Raw genomic sequence first — 24936 nt, 5'->3', positions numbered from 1 at the left:
GTAGCTCTTTTGATTATTGTTTCGCGTAGTATTGATAAATTCCTTTATAAATCGCTTCAGCAAATAACTCAACATATTGATCATCTGTCATTTTACCTCGGTCTTCACTATTCGTTAGGAAGCCTAGTTCAACTAGAATCGATGGAATTAACATGTTACGAATAACATAATATTGTTGTTCTTTCACGCCACGATTTTTCATGTTTAAGTTATTCACAATTTGGTTATTTACAAAAGTAGCTAAATCAATATCTTCTTGATACATATCTCCTGTTGTCACAGCATAATATGTTTCAGTACCTTGTGCAGAGGTGCTAGATGCTGAGTTTACATGAATACTAACAAAGATTTCGCCATAGTTTGCATCTGTAAAGTCAACGCGATCTTGCAGTGATGGGTACGTATCACCTGTACGTGTCATTGACACTTTTGCTCCAGCTGCTTCCAGCTTTTGTCGTACAAGTGTCCCAACTTTTAAGGTAATAGCTTTTTCTGATTGGGAACCTACTACAGCGCCTGGATCTTTACCACCGTGACCAGGGTCAAGAATGATAATACGATTTTTAAGTGGATTGCCATTTTGGTTTAATAGTTTTAAATACGATTTATGCACGTAACCTTTTTGACCATCAAAAGTGATTTCAGCCCAATAGCCATTAATACTGTTGACATGCACATAATCGCCCTTGCTTAATTTACCTAATACCGTTGAAGTAGAGTTCGCTTCTTTACGAACATTTAAACTATCAACAGTTGCACGACCTAGTAAATCTCCTCCTGTTACAGGTGGAGGCGTTGGATCTGGTTTTGAAGGCTGTTCTACTTCTACATCCTCTGTGCTATTTGCAACAACATAACCTGGCAAGCCATTTACGATTGTTAAATGGTAGCCATTAACCGTTTTGTAGACAGGCAGTTTAACATTACTATTAACTGTTGAAATGATTTTAGAAGAGGAAGTTGGCTTCACATAAAGATTAATACCTTGTGTTGTCTTTACTTCTTTTTGAATTTTGCCTAATGCATTACCATCTGCATCTAAAAACTGAGCGTACGTTTTATAAATATAAGCAAAGGCACCTTTATACGTTACTTTTAACCAGTCTCCTTCAATTGCATAGACTGATAGTTTTCCGCCTTTATTGACTGTGCCTACAATGTTTGTATTCGAATTTGAATCTTTTGATTTACGAATATTCAAGCCATCTGTTGTCACTTGAACTAAACCAATTACTTGGGATGTATCAGGAACTGCTACACCTTTTACAGGTAGCTCTAAACGATATTTTTCACTTTTTGCACGAGCAACAAATAATGCAAATTGTGCACGTGTTACCGAGCTATTTGGATTATAGTTTTGGCCGCTTCCTTTTGTAATACCATTATAGTAAATCGCATTGACGTATTGAACGTAAGGATTTGTAATCGCTACATCCACAAAAGGAGAATCCATATTTTCGTATTCACTTGCATCCAATTTAAATGCTTTTGTTAATACATAACTCATTTCATCACGAGTTAAAGGCTTGTTTGGTAAAAACTGACCAGTTATGTTTGTTTTAAAGAACCCTAATTGGATAGCACGTTCAACATAACCTGAAAGCTCTGTACCAACCGTTACATCTGAAAAGTTGGACTTGCTAACCGTTAATGGTTTATTACCTGAAGCCACAACTGCCATTTTGGCAACTTGTCCACGTGTTACCGTATTATTCGGTTTATAATACGTTTTACCTTTTTCTGTATACCCTTTTATAACACCTAAACTAACTAAATAATTGATCTCTTCATAAGCTTCATGCTTTGGTGTAACATCTTCAAAACCACCACTTGCATTTGCACTATGTATCGTAAACATAGAAGCTGAAATGAATAAGACGCATAATATAAGACTGATTTTTTTAAAGTACAATGTCTTATTTCCTCCCTTCATGTTTCGTGTTCTCGTGTTCATTTTAACAAAAATTCACTTGCAAAACTATCATAGATTGTAACTATTCGACATTTTTTTGTTATCACCTCATTTCACAAAGATTCATAAAAAGAAGAGAGCCTGCATGTGCAAACTCTCCTCCATTTATACGTTATTTAAAAGAACTTCCATGCAATGCTTTACTCCAAACGTAGCCCTTGTCCGAAGCAAAGTAGAAATTGATTATTTATTCACTTGCTTAGCACGCTCAATAAATGTCTCTAATTGAGAAATTTTTAACATTTCATCATAACCGAAGTTACCATTATCTTTACCTGCTGTAATTCCGTTTGATGCGATAATTGAAATATATTCTGTTGCCCAATAGTTTTCAGGAACATCTGCAAATGTCACAACATCACCTTGATGCTCAAGACCAAAAGCAACTACTAAAACTTTTGCAATTTGTGCACGAGTCATTGGAGAAGATGGATTAAATTTGCCGTTGTCATCACCAGAAAAAATACCTAATTTCGCTACAGCAGCAATTGCCCCAGCATGTGCATAAGTAGGTTTTACGTCTGCAAATGACGTATTTTTATCAGAAGTATCTAAGTTAAGAGCTTTTGCGATTTGAACAGCAACTTCAGCACGTGAAGCATATACTGTAAAATCAATTGCAGCTTCTTTTACTTCCGCTGCTGCTACTTTCGTTACTTCAGCTTGTTGTTCAGTGTCAAATTGTGCTACGCGTTTTGCGCCAACATAACGTGAGCTCCAGTAATATGGATCGTTTACATCAGAATAACTTACACCTTTACCTGTTTGAGAGTGAATCATTTTACCGTCACCTATGTATATCGATACATGTGAGATACCACTACCACTCGTGTTAAAGAACAGTAAATCGCCAACTTGAAGATCACTCTTCGCTACAGCAGTGCCTTGTTGGTATTGTGAGCTTGAAGTACGATTTAATTTAATGCCTAAATCACTGAAGACTTTAGAAGTAAAGCCTGAGCAATCTAATCCGCTAGTAGTTGTACCACCATAAGCGTAAGGAATACCTAAATATTTCGAAGCTGTTTCAGTGACCTCATCTGCAGTCGCCGCTTCAGCGTTATCTATTTGAATTGTTGAAAATAACATAAAAGATGCAAAAATCGGTAATAACCATTTTTTCTTCATAAGTTTGTAATACCCCTCTCAAAGAACTTTTTTGCCTATACATAGACTATCACAAATGATGGTATTTTAATTTTTCAATTGTGTAACGGTTTTGAAAGTAAAAAAAACGTTGATATACCAACGTTTTGTGGTTTATCAACGCTAAAATATGGGTATTAATTAATGGGTATTCCGGCTTTTTGTAACATTCCTGTAATATAAGCCACGCTTTGTTACAATAGAGGATGACGAAAATTGCCAATAAAAACTCACGAATTGCTCGTAAAACAAGCGTGATCGCCGATAAAGACCCATGAATCGCCCGTAAACCATCAGAAAGTAGTCAACACATTCATATCAAAAAAGTGTTAGATTGAGCGCTCAATCTAACACTTTTTCTTTAAGCCCTCTAACCGACTTATTCAATACGAACATTCCCTACATATTGTACACTGCCTGCTGTACTGCTAAATTTAACTTCCAAAACATAGCTTCCTTTGTCGGTTGGGAATTGAAATTCTCTAAAATCATCAAATTCCAGTTCAATTCGCTCGTCATCTTTTAACAGGAAAGCTGACACTTGTGCATCAGTCCAAATATCTCCACCGTTTTTTTCGTTCTCCTCAAAATCCAATGATGTATGTTGACCTGGAAAGACTTTTATTTCATCCAATGACGATGCGTATTTTTTTATATCTTCGATGGACTTCTGTACATCTTCACTTGCTGTCTTCCAATTGATATTTTCTTCTGTTAATTGAACAGAGACATGATTAAAATTTAAATGAGCAGTTGGCACTCCAACATCATAGTCCTCACCAATACAGCCTGTTAGCATAAAAGCACAAAGCAATCCAATCAATAAATTACCCAATACTTTCATCTTACACCTCATTATTTTAGTTTAGGCTACGTTGTCAATATTAGCGCTTTGGCTTGCTAGTAAAACTAAACTGTGGACATCACTTACACCATCATCATGAATCCGGATAAATCCCTTCAGCATATTCGATTTCTATCGTTTGAATTGCTAACCGACAGTTCTCAACTGCTTCTTCAACATTTCTCCCTTTTGTAATAATAAAGCCATGTTCGTCTTTTGCACTGTTCGTTTCTGTTGTGCCAACGCCTTCTTCAATATTACATTTATAGGCTACAATGGTTTCATCCGCATTTTGGAAATTTAATTTCTTTATTTTTTTATTCGGCTGGAATCTTAAATAAAAAACTGCGGCAGCACAATATTGTTGACTTACATCATATTTTTGCCAATTCTCTGTATAGATGGCATCTAAAGTCCATTGTGTTAAATCAACACCTGAAACGATGCAACGCTACAATCTGGTCGCCACCTGTTCTACAATGCGCAGCAATTATTTTAGGACCATATGCTGTCATTTTTATCTCTATATGGCATGGGCCGAAAACTACACCTGTTAACGTTAAAAAATCCAAAACAAATAATGTAATCTCGGTTATTAATTCATCATTTAAAGTTGTTGGCACACTGTGACCATATGTTACAAAATCAGGTTCTGTATATTTATCTGTAATGCCCACGACATAGTGTTTTCGATTAAAAGAAAAAGTTTCAACACTAATCTCTACCCCTTCTTGGTAATCTTCCGCTATAAGGGTCGCGGGATTTTCTTTATCCAATAATTCGTATACTTCTTTAAATGTGGAGATTTTTTTAGCGACCTTACTACCTGTTTCAATGCATGGTTTTAGAATAAATGGAAATCCATTTTCATTAGCAAATTCGATTAATGCTTCTTTAGAATTAATGAGTTTAACATGAACATAACTAAAATTATTACGGTTTAGGAGATTACGTAAGTTACACTGATTCTTAAATAATTTTATTTGATCTGATTGTTTATATTTGTTTAATGGATATTCCTCTTGTAATGCCACGACAGCATTTTGACCATCTCCTGTAAAGGATAAAATAGCATCTACGGGGTATTTTATTAATATCTTTCCTACTTCTTTTTTTAATAAAGTTATATCCTTATAATCTATTTCAAAGTAAATATCATCTGAATTCATTAAATCTTTCAGCTGTTTTTTTTGTTCTTTCTCGATACATATCACTTTTATGTTTAATTTCTTAATTGTCTTTAATGTATTCACACTACAATCAATAACCATTATCCTTTTTCTCATATTTTTTCTCCTTTTAATCCATTTGTTATGAAAAAACATCCTAAAAAATTAAATAATAGTTACATATCTCTTTATTTGAAGTTTTGTTCATAAAACTTATACAATTGTTATTTGCAGATAAATTAAAAAGGGAGGATAATGCAGATAATTATTATGATAGACAGCGCTATTAGTTCTTTTAATGCTTGATAGGAAATACAATCAGGCATAGTTAAAAGGCCTGAGTCGATACACTACCGATTTCAGACCTTAACTGACTTCCCAATTAACGATGTTGCATTTATTTAAAATTCCGAAGTTAAAAATACTACTTTACGTATTTAGCTTGCTAGCTATTTAAAGTTCGAAAATATCTTTTACCATTATCTAACTAGTATAAAGTTACATTAACTACCGATTAAGTCCCAAATAAAACCGACAATCGCTGAAGAGTTAGCCGTAAAGATTTGTATGCCTGCCCACATCATTATTTCCCTCCTGCCATTCCATTTTCTATATTATCTTATGTTTTCAATATTATTTGTTAAAATGTAAACAAAAGTTAACATTTTACGAAGGGGCGAAGTACATGAAAATTGGAGAATTAATTCGAACGTTACGGCTACAAAAAAATTTACGTTCTAACGTACTCTATAAAAACCTACTAAGTCGACCTGCTATTGCTAAATTTGAACGTGGTGAAAGCGATACAACAGCTGAAAAATTTTTAAAGATGTTAGATCACTTAAATATTACGTTAGAAGAATTTAGTATCATTTATAATGATGGGAATAAGGACTTGGATTACATGAGAAAGTATGTAGAAGCTTTCTATAACCGAGATGTCAGTGCGTTATACATGGTCGCCGAACAAGTTGAAAATGAATACAAATTAACGGGCAATCTGAAGTTTTTGCATTATCGATCTTTAATTTTGTTATTAATTGATGATGTCCGAGGGACCGATGAACATCTTAACGAAATAACGTTGCTTCAAGAATATTTAATGAACTGCGAAAGTTGGGGTTATTACGAAATTACCTTATTCGCTAATAGTTTAAGCTTCTATTCTATAGAATTAATCGACCTTGTTTTTGAGCGTGCCAAAAACACATTACAACGTTATCAAAATCTTACGAGGTACCGTAACGAAATCGCCTTAATGATTTTCAATATTTTAGAGAAAAAAATTACGTGCAAGGATTTAGATGGTGCTAAAACGTATCTCACGGAGTTAGAAAATATAAAAGTAAGTGTAGTAGATAATATGTACATGCAAACAATGATTAAATTTTTCTCTGCCATCATCGCCCTTATCGATGGTGATACAACGAAAAACAAATCCATACTGCAAATTATTGAGGTTTTCTCTTTGTTGGAGCTAAAACTTAAAGCTGCACAATGCCTAGAGTTTTATGACAAAGTAAAAGGAATATATACAATAAAAATAAAAGAGGACATCTTCTCCTAGTAAGTGTCCTCTTGTTCCTATTTCCCCACTGTCATCAAGTTATTGACTAGAAAATAATTGTACCCAATAGAAATTCCCTTTGCCATCCACTGCGATGGCCACACCAGTGTTTGTGTAATTTTCACGTAAAATATTATCGCGGTGTGCTGGTGATGCCATCCATGCTTTAACAGCCGCCTCTGGAGTCGGAATATTTCTTCCTATGTTTTCACCTAGGCTCGTATATGAATAATCAAATAATGTTGCTAAATCCCATGGCATTCCGTAGTAGGGTGATTCGTGTTCAAAATAATGACGATTAACCATGTCCTGTGCCTTGATAACAGCCACTTGTGTTAAAGCTTCATCATAGTTAAGACTCTGTAGTTTTCTTTTTTGTCTTTCGTTATTGACTAACCTAATCACATCATTAGACATGGCAGATGAGTAATTTTTAGTCGGAATATAAGACTTCGATAAGTAATCATAGGCTGCTTCCAAATTGGTTAGTGTCATTGAGAAATCAAGACTCCGTTCAACTATCGAGGCAAATTGTGCACGTGTTACCAATTGATTCGGTGCAAATTGTTTTGCATTGATTCCTTTAATAATGCCCACATCTGCAAGTGATTCAATATAATCCTTTGCCCAATGCCCTTCAGTAATATCACTGAACTTACTATTATTTTGTGAATCGACCTCAATATTGTAAGCAAGCGTTATCATTTTAGCAATTTGCATGCGCTTCAATGGCGCATCAGGATTAAAACAATCGCCATCTTGTAATATCCCTAATTCCACCAATGCACAAACTTCCTTGTAATAAGGATGCGCTGGAGATAAATCTCGAAAATGAGGTGCAGAGGGAGCAGTCATATTTAGTTGCATCGAACGGGCAATTGCCGCAGCTGCCTCCGCTCTCGTAATAGTCTGCTCTGGCTTAAATGTCCCATCCTGATAGGTTGTCATATATTGCTTATCCAACATGTGCTCGATGGAACGATTCGCCCAATGTGTAGATGGAACATCCTTTACTGATTCTGCCGCTAAGGCAACATCTAGTAGGTTTGGAAGAGGCACAGCATGTGGTGTAGCCAGCAAAATAAGCGACAAACCGACAATACTAGGTACTTTTTTTAACATAGCTTCCTCCTTAAATATGTATGAAAATTTTTACATTCATGCCGATATTTCATCGCTTCATCATAAGCAACGAATATCCACTAGTGTATCGTTTTTACCCTATTTACCACATAATAAACATACCATTATTACCTGTTTTTTCCTACATAGATTTTAAAAAAAATCACTCTACAGGCACGTTCATTCCCAAGAGTGATATTTATCTTATTATTCAACCCCAATAATGTATAGGTCATTATTATTTTTTTGTAATATGCGATAAAGGAATAAAGCCATTTGACCACGTCGTACATCTGTATACGGAGAAAATGTCGTAGCGCTAGTACCTTGCGTAATCCCATAATCTACTAACGTTTGAATGTATCGATTGGTTTCAACGTCTTTTGTAAAATCTGTAAAAGGTGCAGTTAACGATGTCGCTTGTTGTAAATGAAAGCCCAGTGTCAGCATTTTTGCCATTTGACTACGCTTAATAGAAGCATCCGGATTAAATTGATTTCCTTTTTGGATAATACCATTAGCTGCTAGTGCTGCTATATAGCCATAATACTGATGCGAAGTTGGCACATCGCTAAAACCTGGATTGTCCACGTTGTTCGTTTGCAACTGGAGTGCTTGTGCTAAAAAATAAGCTGCTTCTCCACGCGTTAATTGTTGATAGGGGCTAAATGTTGAAGGTGTTGTACCAAATACAATGCCTTTATTGTATAGCTCGCTGACTGCATGATAGAGCTCAGTTTCACTATTATTGTTTGTAATATCTACAAATGGCATGGAAGCCGCTTCCGTAGGAATTACGGCAACACAAGGTGCTACAGCTAAAGCCGTAGCAAATGCCCATGCATATTTAGTATGCTTTATTTTCATAGACCTTTGCCCCTTTGTAATTGAATATATATTAACCATTTAAAATAACGAAAAGAGGGACCCCATCCCTCTCTTCATCCATTAGTCCAATCCTAATGTCTTTGCATGCTCTTGTAAAATGCGATAGTTGTAAACTAAATCTTGTTGCTCCAACGTTAGTGAGCTATATAGTTTTTGTGCAGCAATCACTTTCTTTTCAAAAGTTTTTGAATCGGGATCTAGTTCTCCAATCGCATTGACTACTTTTAATACTGCTGCTATATCTTTTTCTGCACCTTTTAGCTTATCGTAGTTGATCACTTGTCCTCTTACTTTGGAGTCTAGCGCCTTATACGCAGCTACTGCATTTTCAACATCTTGGATATACGTACTTGATGTTGGAGAAAGACTAGCGATGATTTCCACCACTTTTTTTACTTCACTCATGTTTTTCTCTGCTTCTAGTAAAATCGAATAATTCGATACTCTTTGTTTATCGGCTGTATTAAGGCTATCGTAGTCTTTACGAACGGACTCAATCATCCCAAAATACATTTTATCGCTCGGTTTTAAAGCTGCAATACTCTTGTAAACGTTAATTACATTATCTAAAGAAAGAAGCACTTGCTCATTATAGACGTATTTACGTTGTGTAGCCGTTAAATTATCATAGGCTTTCAAAATCTTTTGATATTGACTATCCATATTTTTAGATGTCATCAATTTATCAATCTCATTGATAACACTAATAACTGGCTTAATCAATTTTTCTTGGTCTTGTAGTGTTCTATAATTCGCTACTGCCAATTGTTGATCTTTCGGCAATGCATTATAAGCTGCACGAATTTCCTCAATACGTTTGACATATTGTTGTGGTTCAGTATTTGGCAACTCATCAATCATGCGTTGGACATTGCCAGCACCTAATATGCTTGTTTCCGCAGCTTGCAACAACTTGTAATTCGTCACATACTGCTGCATTTCTTTGCTGAGTGCTTCATACAATGCACGCGCATGTACAGTATCTTCTTGGAATGTCTTGCTCGATGCTTTTAACTTACTGATTAATTCGATTACGTTAGCTAATGGTTCATAGCTTTGTAATGTTGCCATATTGTTGACAAACGCCTTTTGTTCTTTTGTCAATTTATCATACGCTTTTCGTGCTGCATTGACCTTGCTAACAAAATTATTGGCACTTGGGTCTAACGTATCGATTTGCACCATGACACTCAAAATTGGCTTCACTTGTCTTTCACGATCCGTTAATGTCTTGATATTTGAAACAAGCTTTTTCTGTCCAGTTGGTAGTTTATCGTAAGCAACACGTGCATTCATTAGCTTAGTTAAATAATCCTCTGCTTCTGGAACTGCCGCATCTATTAATGCAATCACTGTACTTGCGGAAGTAAGCTCCGTTTCCGCTGTCACCAGCTTTTCATAGTTAATGATTTTCTGTTGTTTGTCTGGTGGTAGTGCATCATAATTGGCACGTGCAGTTTTTAAATCGTTTAAAAACGTCTTACTTGTAGGCTTTAACGTTTCAATTAACCCGATTAATGATGCTACATCTTCGACAGCTGTTAACTGTTCATAATTGGTCACGCGCTTTTGAGATGCTGCATCTAATGCATTGTAAGCTTTACGTGCTGCAATTACCTTTTTCGTATAGTCTTTATTGGCTGGGTTTAAGGCAGAAATTAAATTAATAACCTTCACAACGTTGGCATTATTTTTCTCATACGTTGTTAATGTTTTATATTGCGTTACTAATCTTTTGGCATTTTTGTCCATCGCTTTATATTCAGCAGATAATGCCACTACTTTTGCAACAAATGTGGCATCTGGTTCATTGGCTAATGCATTGACTCTATCATCAAACTGTTGAGCAGTGGTGATATAGTTGTTTGCTGTTAACAACGCTGTGTAGTTCGTCACTAATGCTTGCGCTTCTGGCGACAGTTTATTATATTCTGCAAGTAAATTAACAACCGTGTCTTTATAATCTTTGCGTGACGTATTTAACCCCATAATAGGATCAATAAGATTCATAGCGTCCACTTGATTTTTTAAGTTTTTATAGCTTTTAACATACTCGCGTTTGGTCGGATCTAACTTTAAGTAAGCCGTGTTAGCAGCCTTTGCTCTTTTTGTATAGTCCTTCGCCGTTGGATTTAGTTTTTCAACTAACGTAATAACATTTAAAACTGCTTTATGAGAGCTCTCCCACGTTGTTAACTCAGACAAGTTTTTCACGATTTTTTTCACACTTGCCGCGTCAATTTTTTGTCCAGCAGGTGCTACAGGCGTATTATAGGCTAAACGTGCTTCTTCTATTTTAGAGATTTTATCTGGCGCAGCCGCAATTTCAGAAATCAATGACTCAATGACTTCTGCAGCCGCAATATTAGATTCAGCTAATTGTAAATCTTCCGCATTTTTTACAAATTCTTTATTAGAAAGCTTATCATATTCCGCTCTTGCCGCCTTTACTGCTATACGATACGCGTCCGTATTAGAAATACGTAATGCTGTAATTTGCTTGGACACGTTGGCCGCCTCTTGGAAAGGTTTTAAATCGCCATAATTGGAAACTAAACGTTTTGTCTCTGCGTCCTTTAAATTGTTATAAGATGCTTCAATTGCTGCTACAGTACTGATAAAACTTGTAGCTGAAGTAAAATCTTCTGGTTTTTTCGTAGTTAGCTGCGTAATACTTGCAACAATCTTATCTGCAGAAGATAAATTGACTAGTACATCGGTATATTTTTTAAATGGCGTAACTGTTGTGTTATTTGGATTATACGCTGTAACAATTTTCTTTTGGTCAGCAGTTAGAGCATTATAGCTTGTTGTTATTTCAGCGGCTGCTGTAGCAATATCACTAGAGCTCGAAGATGACTCTATTTTAGAAATTAAATCTTCTAAGTTAATAATCGTGATGTCTACTGCATTTGCATCATCATTCATTTTTACAAGCTTGGCGATATCTGCACCGTTCTTTTTAAAATAATTGTTACGTTCCGTGTCGTCATAGCCGTATTGAAGTGATGTACCGCGAACAGACGAGACAATGTCTTTGGCATCATTGGCTAATGCTGTATTGACAGCTACATTAAAATTATTTTGAACAGCCAGATAGGAATTGGCTGCTGAAGTTGAACCTAAAAATGCAGTATACTCTGCTTGCACAGCGGCAACATCGTCAACAAATGTTCTACTTGTATAAGTAATTGCATTAATACTTTTACCTAGTTCATTTAATTTTTTGACGAATCCTCTTTGTGCCACTACATACTCATATTTCGCTTTAATAAAAGCTCGTTCATTATCATTAAAATCAGTCGTGCTTAAAACTTTAACATCGCCGTCTGCAATAACCATCTCATTCGCTGTGGATGTTTCAGAAAGCTTGCCGAATTGTTCAATCGTTTTATTTCTAGTTTCCGTTGTTGCTACAGCGTTGACATAAGCTACTTGTTCAGCTTGTACTACAGTTTGCGCTTGTGCTTCTTGTATATTAGCAAGGGCTGCTGGTGTTAATAAAAGGCTCGTTAAGACGCCCACTTTTAAAGGTTTCTTCAACTTGCTCATCCTTTCTTTTTACGTTATATAGGAAAATCGATATGTATCATATATTGCGAATCTACTATCTTTAGTATCGGTGATAATAACTTGATTTCAAGCTATTGTTGTAAACTCACAAACAACCTTTACTAACTTACAGATAATTGCTATTTTTAGATAGAATAGACTTTTTAAAGGAAGTTATTGTTAGAATACTATATAATTGTGATAGACGCATTTATCCCGCATCGGACGTTTAAAATTAAGCCTAATTAAAGTCCCACCTTATTGAGAGAATTCCTTAAAAAAACTAGCATTTATACTATGTCATTTACCAGTAACTAGGTGTATACTACATCTTTAATATTTAATTTATTAGAAAGGGAGCTAGATATGTTTTATCACTACAAGTTTTGGCATAGCTTAACGCATCCCCTGAACTTTACACAAGCTTTGGAAACAGGAGAAATAAGAGGCTATAAAAAGCGTTCCTTTACGATTTTCTTTCTCTTCATGCTCCTTTTTGCAATACGTGAGTTTTGGGGATTAGGCACTGAAAGTTTAACAACATTATTTGCAACGAACCAGCAAGATGAATATTATACAGCCCGTTTGCTATCAATGGTCGGAGCCATTGTTTGGGGAATCATTTATTTTTGCTTCCACTATTATGGCGTTACATATATATTACATCTATTAACGGACATACCTTACAAATGGATTCAAAAAGTACAACTGTTTGTAATGGCATTTATACTTATTGAAAAGACCATTTTATTTGCAGTGTTTTACGCAGTAGGCTACTCTACAACCTTCTCCTTCTTATCACTTGCCCCTGTGGTACAGCAAGTGATAGATAAAGATGTTGTGTTATTCATTATTAATCAGCTAACAGTTACTACTGTACTGACGATTATTGTGCACTTTACTTTCCTTTCTAAATGGGAGGAAGCAGCAGATCGCAAAGCGCTGTTAGCAAAAATTATCATACTACAAGTAATAATGGCCGTTTTTGTTGGGATGATTAGCGTACTACCACTTCAAGAATGGATTACAAGGGGGCTAGGATGATGCGTTTTATAAAATCCAGACCTTGGACATGCCTTAGTATGATCGTGATGGCGATTTTAGTTGGCTTAAATGCCTTCTACGTATTCAAGGATAATAGCAAAGTAGCGCGTTCCTATTTTGTTGATGAATTTCAACGAGCTACTGTCGGTGACCGTGTAGAAACGGTGAAAAAAGATGCAATAGTTGCACCAGCCGAAACATATACAGTTTCTGCAGATGCGAAAAGTTTATCAGCAGTAAATGTAAAGCGTGGTCAGCACATTCAAGCAAGCGATTTACTCGCTACCTATAAAACAGAGCAAGTTGACGATGAGTTAACGAAGCTTGAGGCTGAACGGGACGCTTATGAAACTGAATTAAGTGACTTGCAATCCGCCTTGTCACAAATAGAATCAGATTTTGGAGGTACAGATAATCCAAAAAGTTCGATTAATACAGATCAAATTAGTGATAAATTAAATGTCACAGTAAAATTGGAGTTAGGTCAACAAAATACTCCATCTACAGCTGTAGCTATTTTAAATCGCCATATTGCAGAAGCTACACGTCAAATTGCCGTAATGGATGCTCAAATTGCCCAAATTCAAGCACGCCAAGGAGTAGTAAGCCCTGTTGATGGTGTTATTGCCAACGTCACAGACGAAGCTGGTACAGTAACATTTGAAATTTATTCAACAGAAAAAGCAATGCTTGTCTACTTATCTGAAGAAGAATGGCAACAGGTTGCGGCTGGGCAAAGGGTCGACTTTGAACTACAGCATTTCAAAGATGACCTATCAGGTATCGTACTTGAAAAATCAATGATTGCTACAAATCATGACGCTATATGGGCAAAAGAATTAGCAAAATCAGCGAAACTACCGAAGCCTACTAATTATGAAGTAATGCTACAACAAGACGATATGTTAGAAAATATTCCGTTTTCAACAGTTGGTCAGGCTGCAATCGTAGTGAATGAAGCTTTTGATGCTTATAAAGTGAATTCTTCTTGGGTTAAATCAGTAAAAGGTGCTAAGAGCGTCTATATAATTGACGAGGATGGAAAAATTCGTCTTGAAGATATTGAAGTTGCTTTTTCAACGAAAGATTCAACGATATTCACAAGCTATATAGATGTTGGTACGCCTATTTTAGCTAATGAAAAACGTAATATTTTAGCACGCACTTTCTGCTCAATGCCCGTGAAAAAAATTGAGTGGCAACACTTTAAAGAAATTGGCTGGAAAGACTACGTCAAATATATAATTTTCTAAACTAAATGGAAAAGTGTTAGATTGACGCAGGTCAATCTAACACTTTTTTGCTATATCGTTATGTCCGCTATAGGAGTGCCTTGTTACATTTCTACTCCATCGTTTTAATCCTTTAATCTGTTTTTAAAATATTGCTGATTATCTAATATAAGTTTATTTGTTGGATCGTATTGTAATGCTTGTTCATTGTAATTATTCGCTATGTCATATTGTCCCAGACGGTCGTAACAAACAGCTAATTGAATATATGGTAGCCATGTCCAAGCGATATGTTCAATTAAATTCCCCTGTTTTGGTTTGTTCTTCATACTGATTGCTTGTTCATACCAATAAATAGCTTGTTCGTATTGTGAATCTGCCAAAAATTTTGCACCTAAACGACAACAACATTCTGGGCGAGGCGTGCTATAAGCGAAAGTTTTTAATAAAAAATGCAACTGTCTATCAGCATCATTCAGCATTTCATAACAATCTGCTATTTTTATACAAGCTGCAATTTCATCCTCAATCCACCCTTGTTTTGTCGCTAAAAATTGTTGATATTTATCAATGGCTTCTTTGTACAATGCATGATCTTTTAATTCATTTCCATAATAAAACAAATCCCGTGCCGTAAATTGCTCTTGTTGCGCTTCCCTGCGCTTATAAATTTTCAAATTACGGTCTGTATAGGCTTTTTCTTTACGATGTGTAATGGCTATATTACGCTGTATAACATTCCCTTGGACAGCTAAATATTCATGTACTGCCCCAACCCATTTAAAATCGCAAGAACGTTTTACTACTCTATTTCTTTTAAGGCTATATGTTGGATTGCCATTCTCATCAAAGGCTAAATGATAATCCATCATCACACTATCCACTTCTTTATTCGTTAGTTCTTCTAGTAAGTTTAGAAAATGTATTCTTTCCCTCTCTTCTATAATATCATCTGCATCTAACCATAAAATATAATCCTTGGTGGCTTTGCTAAATGAAAAATTGCGAGCTTGTGAAAAGTCATCTATCCATTCAAAATCATAAATAAGACTTGTGTATTGCTTGGCAATTTCTTTCGTTTTATCGGAGGAGCCAGTATCTACAATAATTATTTCATCCACAAGTCCTTGAACAGAAGATAAACAACGCGCTAAAACTTGTTCTTCATTTTTGACAATCATACATAAGCTAACAGTCGCTTGTTGCTTTTTTCCAATGATGATTTCATTTTTAAATTTTTCCGCACCTAGTAGGTCTGACTCTCGATAAATATGAAAAGCAGGCAAACGAGTATCAACAAATAACGGTAATTCCAAAGCGGAAGCCCTTATGCAAAAATGTCGATCTTCTCCCCAAAACGATAAATTTTTTAGCTGTTTAAAACGAACACCCTTTAAAAGTGCTTTTCTACTTATTAATGTGCAAGCACCTAGCCCCCCTACTTCATAGATGCCTGGTACTTTTAATTTATTGATAAAAGCGGACGTTCTATTGGCAATATCGATTGGTTCTAATTTTTCGCCATTATTAATCTCGTATAATGTATATTCATCCATCATCCACACTTGAGGTAGTGCTACTTCATTTTTGTTCCACTCAGTCCAGAAAATATTAGAGATAATGTCTTTTTGCGCATTCCATAAGTTTTGAAGTGTATTCGGATACAACATTAAATCAGAATCTATCAGTAGCAAACCATCATATTGTAATTGAATTGCATGTTCAATAATCCTATCTTTCATTTTCCCTACTTTTTCAATTAGCGAGTCGGTCCAATAATGTGTGTGTTCATCCTTCCTATAAAGTTCATTTTGCTGGTTATTTTTAATAATTTTTACACCTTCATTTTGTGATTGAAATAACGTTAAAAGTTCCGTTGATTGTTGGTCATCATTATCATCAATAAATAAAAAATCCACTTTATGCTCGTCTTTGTTTAACGACTGAAGTGAAAACAAAAAATAATCTAAAATTAAAGGTTTTTGTCGTACAGGACTAGCAATTAATATACGAGGTTTCATACAGTTCTCCTTCATTTGGATATTTTCAGGAAATCATACAACATACCATCTATGTCTTCAATTTAGAGCCAAGTAGGAACTTCATCGTACTATCATTATTCATCATGCATTTAATTTGTGACAAACCGTTAATATATACTTCAACTAATGAAAAAAGTGAAATTGACAATTGTCAATTTCACTTTTTCGTATCACGATGTTCTATCGGTGAATTACCACGCATTTTCCATATCTTGTTGTGTCGCTAATTCGTAATACATCGTCGTTATTCCACTTACTTCATACATCATTCCTTGGACAAATAGCTTTTCACCATTCGTACCGTTTAGGCGAATGGCAAAAATGGTTTCACCTTTGCCAACTTTTTTAACTGTTACACCATCAGCAGCATTTTCCACATCAACAATTTTGTGATCATACAATGCTCCTGTAAATTGCTCTACGTGAACATCTTTCACAGTAAAGCCTATTTCACTCTTCGGAATGAAAACACTGCTGACTTCAACTGCTGCTGAAGTATACATTTCATAACCATCTGTTTCAGCATGAATACCTACACGTACAGATTGTCCTTTATCATCCGACAATGTTGCAATGTAGTCACCTGCCTGCAATAACTTCAATTCATAATTGCCGCCTTTTGGAATGCTTTCTGGCTCCCAACCATCAAAATTGAATGGTTGATAGACGTAGACTTTGTCACTTACTTCATGACCATTTGCAGTTGTTAGCTGAATATGAGACGGATTAAAGCCTAAATCCTCTTCGAAAAGTAATGCTGAACCCGGTGTAATTTCATCTGTTTGTTGGCAATCAAGTTGAAGCTTGCCATCCACTTCTGTAACGACCACTTTATATTTTTGCGTGTCAATAATCTCATAGTTTTCTTCTTTATCAATATTGTAGCTTACTAACATAAAGTGGCCAGATCCTTCACGCAATGCCTCTACCGTCAAACCATTCGTTGTTTGATGAATTTTGAAAAATTCGTGCTCCCCATCAGCCGCTATATTATCATAAGAATAGGCTTCCAATTGAGTAGCTCCAAAATCACGCGCAGTGAAACTTTGGACAACGCGATTTGCTTGTATCGCCTCTATACGATGAATAAATAATGCAAGTTGTGAACGTTTGACTGTTTCTTTTAAACCGAATGTTGTAGGTGTAATACCCTTTGTAATATTGTGTTCAAACAATGGACCTACTGCATAATACGCATCAGAGTATTTTACAATATCCGTAAACGGCAGTGTCCAATCTTCAGTATTATTACTTAATTGGAAAGCAGATGTTAACATGCTCGCTAATTGCTCACGTGTGATGGCTTGATTGACACCAAAGCTACCATTGGCAAAGCCTGTCGCAATTCCCTCATTTGCTAATGCCGCAATTGCGCCGTAGTATTCATCACTTTGCTTAACATCGGTAAATTGAGGGTCTATTACATTTTGCGTATCTAAAGCCAATAAATTTGCTAAAATTTTGGCTACTTGTCCACGTGTGACATCTGCAAACGGCTTAAATGTACCATCTGCATAACCATTAATAATCCCGCGGGTAGCTAAATCTTTCACCGCAGTTCCATATTCTTTCGTCATATCCACATCGCTAAATCCTTCAACTGCGTGCGCTGTCGGCACTACTACAATGGCACTTGTAGCTAAAGCCGCAACGATTGCACCTTGAAATAATTTATTTCGTTTCATTCACTCGACCCCCTACGTCTTTTCCCTATCATACTATGATAACACGTGGAAATAATACTAAAAGTTTCATATTCTTCTATAGTTATGTAGTTTATAGCATTGTAGCAAAGTCAAATGTATTCATACCCGCTGTTTTTTCCATTAAAAAAGCCTTGTGACTAGGATGAATCAAAAGATTTCATCTAATCACAAGGCTAGTTATAACACTAGTAAACTAGTGTATAAAGTAACACTTCGTTTTATTAAGGAGTTACAATTGTTGCTTTAAGTTCTTTTGTTGCGTTACCAACTTTAATTTTTAAAGTTACTTTAGCTTCTGTAACGCCAGCTTTTAATGTAGCTGTTGCAGCTGCAGTACCGTTACCAGCAATTGTTACATCAGTAACTTTTTCAGGTACAATTGTAACTGTTTCTGCTGCAAGTGCTTTGATTTCTTTGTTACCATATTGGTCAACAGTTGCAACGTTTACTACTACTGGAGCATCTCCTGTAGTTTTTAAGTTTGCTACAGTTGCACCAGATGCTAATGTAGCTTCTGTAATAGCTTTCGCTACGTTGTAATCAGCTAAATCTACTGATACTGTTGATGCTGTAAAGAAGAAATCTTGTGTTTTTTCAGCGTCAGCTGAAACAACGAATTTTTGTTCTAATACTTCACCAGTTGCATTAATTGTTACTTTTAAAGTGAATTCTGTATCAATTTTGTTTGCTGCTGGAGTTGTATCAGTGTTTAAAGCTGTGTCAGCGATATTTACTTTACCTGCAGTTACAGCTTGTGGCGCAGTTAATTTACCGCCAGTTACTGTTGCTGTATATTCGTTTGGCTCAAGTGCAACTTTACCACCGTTTAATAAACCGTTAACAGTGATTTTTTTGTCAGTTGCTACTTTTGTTTTACCGATTTCAGCAATTTCGTAACCTTTGTATTCTGTACCATCAGTTACTTGTACTTTTACTTCTACAGCAGAATCAATTGTGCCATTTGGCGTTACTAGAGCAACGTTTAATGTTGCAGTACCATTTTTAAGTGGTGTAACTTGGTTTGCACTTACTGATACTACATCAGAAGTACCAACTAATGTAACTGTTACAGGAGCTGCAGAGTTTTTCATTTCACGACCGTATTGGTCTTCAATGATTAAGTGATCTTTTGCAGTAATTGTCACTGGTGCTTGAGCAGTTGAAATTACTAATGGGTTTTTAAGTCCGCGAACTACAGTTGGTACTGCTGCAGCTTTAACATCTACAGTGATAGTAGCAACTTTGAATGTTGAAGTTTGGAATACTAATGCTTGTGTTCCAGCTGCTCCAAATGTTGTTTTGTAGTATACTTGACCGTCTTTTACTTCAAGAGCAGATTCAGCAACTGGTGTGCCGCCAACTTTAATACCTTTGTTAGCATCAGCTAAGATTTTTTTGTTAGTGATAACATTGCCTTCTTTATCAGTAACTGTTAAAGGAATTAATGTAGCTTCGTTAGCAACTGCGATTTCTGGTTGAGAAACAGAGATTGCGTTAGTTGTAGTAGTTTCTGCCACTTTCACAGTGTATTTTGCAGATTGGCCGTTAGTTGTTGAAATTAATAATACATCAGTATCACCAGCTTTTAAGATTGATGATAAAGCAACTACTAATTTATCTTTTTCGCCAATTTTTACTTTTGTTACTTTGTTATCGATTGTTAAGTTTGTAGTGTTAGTGTTTGTAATTACTAAACCACTTGCTTTAGCAGCATCTGTAATTTCTTTACCGTATTGGTCTTTAAGGTTTAATACGATGAATGCTTCAGAAGCTTTAGAGTTATCATTTAAAACTACTTCTTCACCTTTAGCGTTGTAAACACCCGCTACTTCAATAGAAGAAACTGTAGATTCAGCAGATAATTTCACAGTTTTAGAAACTGAAGTACCTGTAGCAGTATCAAATAATACAACTGGTACTAAATCGCCGATTTTTTTACCTTCTACAACAGCGCCTGATAATTTAACTACACCTTTAGCAGCATCAGCTACAACAGTTGTGTTAGCAGTATCATTTGTTTTTAAAGAAGTTGTTTTTGTAATATCTGTACCGTATTGGTCTTTCACTACGTAACCAACAGTTGCAGTTGTACCTGCAGCGAAAGTACCGTTAGATTGGATAGCTGTATCAACTACTGCTACTTCGTCTAAGATTTCGATAGAAGTAACTTTTTGAGCTTCGATTTTAACATCGCTTGTTAATACTTTTTCAGTTAAACCAGAGATGTTTACAGTGTAATCTGCAGCTTGGAAGTTTGTAGCGCCTACTAATTGAACTGATTTTTTGTCAGCAGCCCAAGTAAGAGTTACGTTTTGCTTGAATGTACCGCGTAATAATTCAATTGTAGCTTTAGAAGTATCTTCTACTGCTTTGTTGAATTTTACTTCGATTGTTTTAGCGTTAACAGCTTTTACAGATTCTAATTTAACTTCAGCTACTTCATATGTAACTACAGCTGAATAAGCTTTGCCTTCGATTTCGAAGTCTACTTTAGTTTCTTTGTTTTCTGGAAGTGCAGTTTCTAATTTTACAGTATGTTTTGTATCATCAGAAAGAGTTACTTCTAATGTAGTTGCGTCAACAACTTTAGCTTCTTTTACAGTTAAAGGAGCTTCTGCAATGTTCGTGATTGTACGGTTTAAGAATGATGCGAATTGACCACGAGTTAAAGTGTTTTTAGGGTTGAACGCTTTAACGTTTGTAAGACCAGCATATTCTAACGCGATAATTGCTTCACGGTTTTCGTTAGCTGTAGCGTTATCTAAGTCAGTGATTGTAGATTTGAAGTCAGATTCTTTGTAATCTGCAACTAAGTCTACACCGTAAACAGTGTTGATAGCACGTACTAATACTACTGCCATTTGTTCACGAGACATGTTTTTAGTGTACATTAATTGGTCGTTAGAACCTTTGAATACGCCAGCATCTTTAACAAGTGCTGCATATTGTAGTAATTCTTGGTCTGGAGCTGTAGTTGGTAGGTCAGTGAAACGAGCTTTTGTTGCATAGTCAGCTGGCACTTCATAACCTTCAGATACTAACCATTTACCTAAGAATTTTGTTACGTTACCGCGTGTTACTACTGCATTTGGTTTGAATGTACCGTCAGTGTAACCTCCTACGATTTTAGCGTCCGCTAATGCTAAGATTGCGTCCTTGTGATCACTATTTTCAATATCAGAAAAGCTTGCTGCGCTAGCTACTGGTACGATTGCTGATGCTACTAGAGCTGCTGATGCTGCGCCGACAACCCATTTACTATATTTTTGTTTCATGTGCAAAAACCTCCTAGATAAATTAGCCACTTTTGTGACTACGTTTCTATTATAAAAGAAGTAGAACATACATTTCTATGTGCAATATTTGGAATGAAGGATGTGGTAATAGTTTATCTTCATTGGTTATAAATACATTTATTAGTTTATTTATAACTTGTTTTCCATCCGAATTTTGGCATACTAACGTTTCTTTTGTTCGAAAAATATACCATTTTACCCATAGATATTGAGACTTTTTCCCTTCCAATAATTTTTAAGTAAGCCAAATATCTCACTTAAAGGAATAGTGAACAAATCGTGAATTTAAGTTACAATAATATAGGTAATTTATTCATTAATTCCCTTGGAAAAATGGATTAATATTTTATGGAAACCAGAATCTAGCGATAGCTATTAAAGTAAATGGGTATTACTAGACTTCTAATAGTGGTAAAACTCGGTTTTGTGGCGATTATCTCGGGTTTTGTGGCGTTTTGTTCGGAGTTTGTGGCGTTTTGCTCAAGCTTTGTGGCATTTCATACTGCTAGTCAGCGATTCACGAAGTTTTATTTTTTACAGAGATGGGGAATTGACAGAAATGGTATTTAGTAGTCTTATTTTTTTATATGTCTTTTTGCCATTAGTGATTGTTGTGTACTTCATTTCTCCGAAGATGCTACGCAATACGATTTTACTGTTGGCAAGTTTGTTCTTTTACGCTTGGGGTGAGCCGAAATATGTGCTTCTCATGATGCTGTCCATCGTACTCAATTATGTGCTCGGTATCGTTATTGAAAACACCGCTTCCCAGTCCAAGCGCAAAACATTGCTTTGGTTAGTCATTGTTAGCAACTTAGCCATCTTAGGCTATTACAAATATGCTGGCTTTTTCGTGGATATTGTCAATAATTATTTGTCGCAACCTATTGAATGGCAGGCTGTACCGCTGCCAATCGGGATTTCATTTTACACGTTCCAAGCACTTAGTTATGTAATCGACGTCTATCGTAAGGACGTAAAGGCACAGCGCAATTTTTTAGATTTATCACTTTTCATTACATTATTTCCGCAACTCGTTGCAGGCCCTATCGTTCGTTATCAAACGGTAGCTGAACAAATTAAGAAACGTATTGCGACAGCAGAAGATTGGATGATTGGGTCGCGTCGCTTTGTACAAGGGCTGGCGAAAAAAGTACTGATAGCCAATCCGATGGGCGAAGTTGCCGATCATGTCTTTAGCTTATCAGGTGGGGATTTAACAACGGGGACTGCCTGGATTGGGATTTTAGCGTACTCCCTGCAAATTTATTTTGACTTCTCAGGCTATAGTGATATGGCAATTGGGTTAGCACGAATTTTCGGCTTTAAATTTGAAGAAAACTTTAACTATCCATATATAGCACAATCTGTTACAGACTTTTGGCGACGCTGGCATATCTCACTTAGCAGTTGGTTTAGAGATTATGTCTACTTCCCACTTGGTGGTAGTCGTGTTAGCCATGAATGGAAACTATATCGTAACTTACTTGTTGTGTGGACACTTACTGGTTTTTGGCACGGGGCAAGTTGGACCTTTATGGCATGGGGCTTTTACTACGGTATCTTAATTTGCTTGGAAAAATGGGTGCTGTTGAAATGGTTGGCACGCATTCCACGTATCGTCCGACATATGTATATATTAATGATCGTAATGATTGGCTGGGTGTTCTTTAGAGCAAATGATTTTACATATGCATTTTCATTTATCAAAACAATGTTTGGGCTTTCCGATGCCGCACTGTACAATTATGAAACGATTTTACTGACAAAAGATTATGCTCTTTACTTTGTCATCGCTATTATTTTTGCCATGCCGATTTATAAGCTTTACCAAACATGGAGTGAACAAAAGGCAGCCGCTTCCCTATCATTTGACTGGGGTCTGCGCATTACACAAACCGTTTACTATGGTGCACTTTTGTTATTTATTACGATGTTTTTAGTAAACGCAACACATAATCCATTCATTTACTTTAGATTTTAGGTGGGACATCATGCGAAAAATTCAAACGTATCTATTACCAATTACATTTTTTTGCATTATTTTCGGTGGCTTCGTCGTGCATGTATTAACGGTGGATCGGCCGCAATCAGAAATGGAAAACCGGCCATTAGAATCTGCCAACATTACGCCAAGCGCTAAGGAAATTTTAACAGGGACATGGTCCAAGCAAGTAGAGTCGTATATTTCTGACCAGTTTCCTGCACGTGATACATGGATGCGCAATTATGTAAACTTTCAACGTGTTGTGGGCAAAACGTATTTAAATGATAAGTACGCTGTTGATAATAAAACAGGCTGGATTATTTCGAAGCCGGCCGCAGTAAAACCTGATGAAGAGCTGGCTGCTTTTGCCTCTGATTTACAACGCTTAAGCAAAGGTCTAGCTGAAAAGCATATACCATTTACATTTTACTCCCTACCAGCAAAGGCGACTTATTCACGTGAGCCAAGCCCACGCTATATGCCAGAAGATGCTGGTATTGCAAACAATGTAAAACTGCACGAACTTGTTACCGCTGCAGGCGTAGACAATATTCGACTCTATGATGAAATGCAAGAAAACTTTTCTGCCGAGCGCAACTTCTTTAAAACAGATCATCACTGGACAATTCGCGGTGCCTATTCAGGCTACGAAGCGCTTATCCATACACTAAACAAACGACTGGGCGAAACAATAGCAACCATTCCTTTTGATGAAGCCAATACATTTTGTTTACCAAATAAGTTCGCCGGCTCATGGAATAAAATACTCTATATGACCGTCGAGAATAATGAACAAATTTGCTATAACGAACCTGCATCGTTTGCAACACAGTTTACAATCTACGACGGTACAATTGAAGGTGGCGTCACTGCACCGTACGACGCAGTGTACGGTCGGGCGAAACAGATGAGTCCTGACGCCATAGTGAACTATGCGGATGCCTACAGCCGCGACTTTGCCGAACTTACAATCGTCAAGCAAAACTATGACAGCGACAAACATCTCGTCGTCATTAAAGATTCATACTTTAACACCATTCAATTTCATGTAGCAAGTCACTTTAAAACTGTGACCATTTTAGACTTACGTTATTTAGAGAAAGATATTATTCCTTACTTACAAAACATGCAACCGGACTATGTCATTCTTGCCTATAATGATCGCAATTTAAAACTGATGCCCGAGTAACTATCGGTCAATCACGTGATAACGAGGTACCCGCGGTTTACTTAGGGTTACCCGCGGTTCGTTACGGTTTACCCGCGGTTTACTCTGATTTACCCGCGATTCGCTCCGGTTTACCCGCGATTTACTTCGATTTACCCGCGATTCGCAAAACAATTACAAAAGCAGTGATTTCTATCTAGT

The 24936-nt window shown here is 36.3% G+C and carries 15 protein-coding genes; 5 read left to right on the top strand and 10 right to left on the bottom strand.

The window, feature by feature from the left end; genetic code table 11:
- Nucleotides 1–13 precede the first annotated feature (13 nt).
- From T479_RS02990 to T479_RS02975, 4 genes are all read right to left on the bottom strand, one after another.
- On the bottom strand, nucleotides 14–1912 hold the full coding sequence (locus T479_RS02990; protein ID WP_025218619.1) for an N-acetylmuramoyl-L-alanine amidase: 1899 nt from the start codon (nucleotides 1910–1912) through the stop codon (nucleotides 14–16).
- A 243-nt stretch (nucleotides 1913–2155) separates the two neighbouring features.
- Nucleotides 2156–3100: a C40 family peptidase gene (locus tag T479_RS02985; RefSeq protein WP_024362445.1), complete on the bottom strand. Its 945-nt coding sequence runs from the start codon at nucleotides 3098–3100 to the stop codon at nucleotides 2156–2158.
- Between the two features lie 397 nt (nucleotides 3101–3497).
- Nucleotides 3498–3962: a hypothetical protein gene (locus T479_RS02980; RefSeq protein ID WP_025218618.1), complete on the bottom strand. Its 465-nt coding sequence runs from the start codon at nucleotides 3960–3962 to the stop codon at nucleotides 3498–3500.
- A 428-nt stretch (nucleotides 3963–4390) separates the two neighbouring features.
- Nucleotides 4391–5248 carry an ATP-grasp domain-containing protein gene (locus T479_RS02975; protein ID WP_025218617.1) on the bottom strand — a complete coding sequence of 286 codons (858 nt, stop codon included), beginning with the start codon at nucleotides 5246–5248 and terminating at the stop codon, nucleotides 4391–4393.
- Nucleotides 5249–5816: 568 nt separating this feature from the next.
- Between T479_RS02975 and T479_RS02970 the strand changes: the two genes are divergently transcribed.
- Complete coding sequence (locus T479_RS02970) at nucleotides 5817–6698, top strand: helix-turn-helix domain-containing protein (RefSeq protein WP_024362442.1); 882 nt, start codon at nucleotides 5817–5819, stop codon at nucleotides 6696–6698.
- A 39-nt stretch (nucleotides 6699–6737) separates the two neighbouring features.
- Here T479_RS02970 and T479_RS02965 read toward each other — a convergent pair whose 3' ends face one another.
- The 3 genes from T479_RS02965 to T479_RS02955 all read right to left on the bottom strand — a co-directional run bounded on the left by T479_RS02965 (nucleotide 6738) and on the right by T479_RS02955 (nucleotide 12251).
- Nucleotides 6738–7820: a CAP and S-layer homology domain-containing protein gene (locus T479_RS02965; RefSeq protein ID WP_025218616.1), complete on the bottom strand. Its 1083-nt coding sequence runs from the start codon at nucleotides 7818–7820 to the stop codon at nucleotides 6738–6740.
- 207 nt (nucleotides 7821–8027) lie between these two features.
- On the bottom strand, nucleotides 8028–8687 hold the full coding sequence (locus T479_RS02960) for an S-layer homology domain-containing protein (RefSeq protein WP_024362440.1): 660 nt from the start codon (nucleotides 8685–8687) through the stop codon (nucleotides 8028–8030).
- An 81-nt stretch (nucleotides 8688–8768) separates the two neighbouring features.
- On the bottom strand, nucleotides 8769–12251 hold the full coding sequence (locus tag T479_RS02955) for a hypothetical protein (RefSeq protein ID WP_025218615.1): 3483 nt from the start codon (nucleotides 12249–12251) through the stop codon (nucleotides 8769–8771).
- A gap of 375 nt (nucleotides 12252–12626) precedes the next feature.
- Here T479_RS02955 and T479_RS02950 point away from each other — a divergent pair, with 375 nt between their 5' ends.
- Both T479_RS02950 and T479_RS02945 read left to right on the top strand, forming a co-directional pair.
- Nucleotides 12627–13304 carry a hypothetical protein gene (locus T479_RS02950; protein ID WP_025218614.1) on the top strand — a complete coding sequence of 226 codons (678 nt, stop codon included), beginning with the start codon at nucleotides 12627–12629 and terminating at the stop codon, nucleotides 13302–13304.
- Nucleotides 13301–14557 (top strand): efflux RND transporter periplasmic adaptor subunit, encoded by a 1257-nt coding sequence (locus tag T479_RS02945; RefSeq protein WP_025218613.1) that lies wholly within the window; start codon nucleotides 13301–13303, stop codon nucleotides 14555–14557. The genes T479_RS02950 and T479_RS02945 overlap by 4 nt, the downstream gene beginning before the upstream one ends.
- A gap of 104 nt (nucleotides 14558–14661) precedes the next feature.
- Here T479_RS02945 and T479_RS24270 read toward each other — a convergent pair whose 3' ends face one another.
- From T479_RS24270 to T479_RS02930, 3 genes are all read right to left on the bottom strand, one after another.
- The gene (locus tag T479_RS24270) at nucleotides 14662–16557 is read right to left on the bottom strand and encodes a glycosyltransferase (protein ID WP_038509405.1); all 1896 of its coding nucleotides are present in this window, start codon (nucleotides 16555–16557) and stop codon (nucleotides 14662–14664) included.
- Nucleotides 16558–16769: 212 nt separating this feature from the next.
- Nucleotides 16770–18263, bottom strand: a complete 1494-nt coding sequence (locus tag T479_RS22710; RefSeq protein ID WP_025218611.1) for an S-layer homology domain-containing protein — start codon at nucleotides 18261–18263, stop codon at nucleotides 16770–16772.
- 242 nt (nucleotides 18264–18505) lie between these two features.
- Nucleotides 18506–21559: an S-layer homology domain-containing protein gene (locus tag T479_RS02930; protein WP_025218610.1), complete on the bottom strand. Its 3054-nt coding sequence runs from the start codon at nucleotides 21557–21559 to the stop codon at nucleotides 18506–18508.
- 580 nt (nucleotides 21560–22139) lie between these two features.
- Here T479_RS02930 and T479_RS02925 point away from each other — a divergent pair.
- Together T479_RS02925 and T479_RS02920 are read left to right on the top strand one after the other, a co-directional pair.
- Complete coding sequence (locus T479_RS02925; protein ID WP_024362433.1) at nucleotides 22140–23564, top strand: MBOAT family O-acyltransferase; 1425 nt, start codon at nucleotides 22140–22142, stop codon at nucleotides 23562–23564.
- Nucleotides 23565–23574: 10 nt separating this feature from the next.
- On the top strand, nucleotides 23575–24756 hold the full coding sequence (locus tag T479_RS02920; protein ID WP_025218609.1) for an alginate O-acetyltransferase AlgX-related protein: 1182 nt from the start codon (nucleotides 23575–23577) through the stop codon (nucleotides 24754–24756).
- The last annotated feature ends 180 nt before the right edge of the window (nucleotides 24757–24936 follow it).

Source organism: Lysinibacillus sphaericus (genome assembly GCF_000600105.1).
GTDB classification, from domain to species: domain Bacteria; phylum Bacillota; class Bacilli; order Bacillales_A; family Planococcaceae; genus Lysinibacillus; species Lysinibacillus sphaericus.
The sequence above is the reverse complement of the archived record's forward strand: the minus strand, read 5'-3'. Positions and strand labels throughout refer to the sequence as shown.

Excerpts from the sequence above, each read along its gene's own strand:
- T479_RS02985 (WP_024362445.1), bottom strand. The coding sequence starts at position 3,100 with ATGAAGAAAAAATGGTTATTACCGATTTTTGCATCTTTTATGTTATTT.
- T479_RS02980 (WP_025218618.1), bottom strand. The coding sequence starts at position 3,962 with ATGAAAGTATTGGGTAATTTATTGATTGGATTGCTTTGTGCTTTTATG.
- T479_RS02975 (WP_025218617.1), bottom strand. The coding sequence starts at position 5,248 with ATGAGAAAAAGGATAATGGTTATTGATTGTAGTGTGAATACATTAAAG.
- T479_RS02970 (WP_024362442.1), top strand. The coding sequence starts at position 5,817 with ATGAAAATTGGAGAATTAATTCGAACGTTACGGCTACAAAAAAATTTA.
- T479_RS02965 (WP_025218616.1), bottom strand. The coding sequence starts at position 7,820 with ATGTTAAAAAAAGTACCTAGTATTGTCGGTTTGTCGCTTATTTTGCTG.
- T479_RS02960 (WP_024362440.1), bottom strand. The coding sequence starts at position 8,687 with ATGAAAATAAAGCATACTAAATATGCATGGGCATTTGCTACGGCTTTA.
- T479_RS02950 (WP_025218614.1), top strand. The coding sequence starts at position 12,627 with ATGTTTTATCACTACAAGTTTTGGCATAGCTTAACGCATCCCCTGAAC.
- T479_RS02945 (WP_025218613.1), top strand. The coding sequence starts at position 13,301 with ATGATGCGTTTTATAAAATCCAGACCTTGGACATGCCTTAGTATGATC.
- T479_RS24270 (WP_038509405.1), bottom strand. The coding sequence starts at position 16,557 with ATGAAACCTCGTATATTAATTGCTAGTCCTGTACGACAAAAACCTTTA.
- T479_RS22710 (WP_025218611.1), bottom strand. The coding sequence starts at position 18,263 with ATGAAACGAAATAAATTATTTCAAGGTGCAATCGTTGCGGCTTTAGCT.
- T479_RS02930 (WP_025218610.1), bottom strand. The coding sequence starts at position 21,559 with ATGAAACAAAAATATAGTAAATGGGTTGTCGGCGCAGCATCAGCAGCT.
- T479_RS02925 (WP_024362433.1), top strand. The coding sequence starts at position 22,140 with ATGGTATTTAGTAGTCTTATTTTTTTATATGTCTTTTTGCCATTAGTG.
- T479_RS02920 (WP_025218609.1), top strand. The coding sequence starts at position 23,575 with ATGCGAAAAATTCAAACGTATCTATTACCAATTACATTTTTTTGCATT.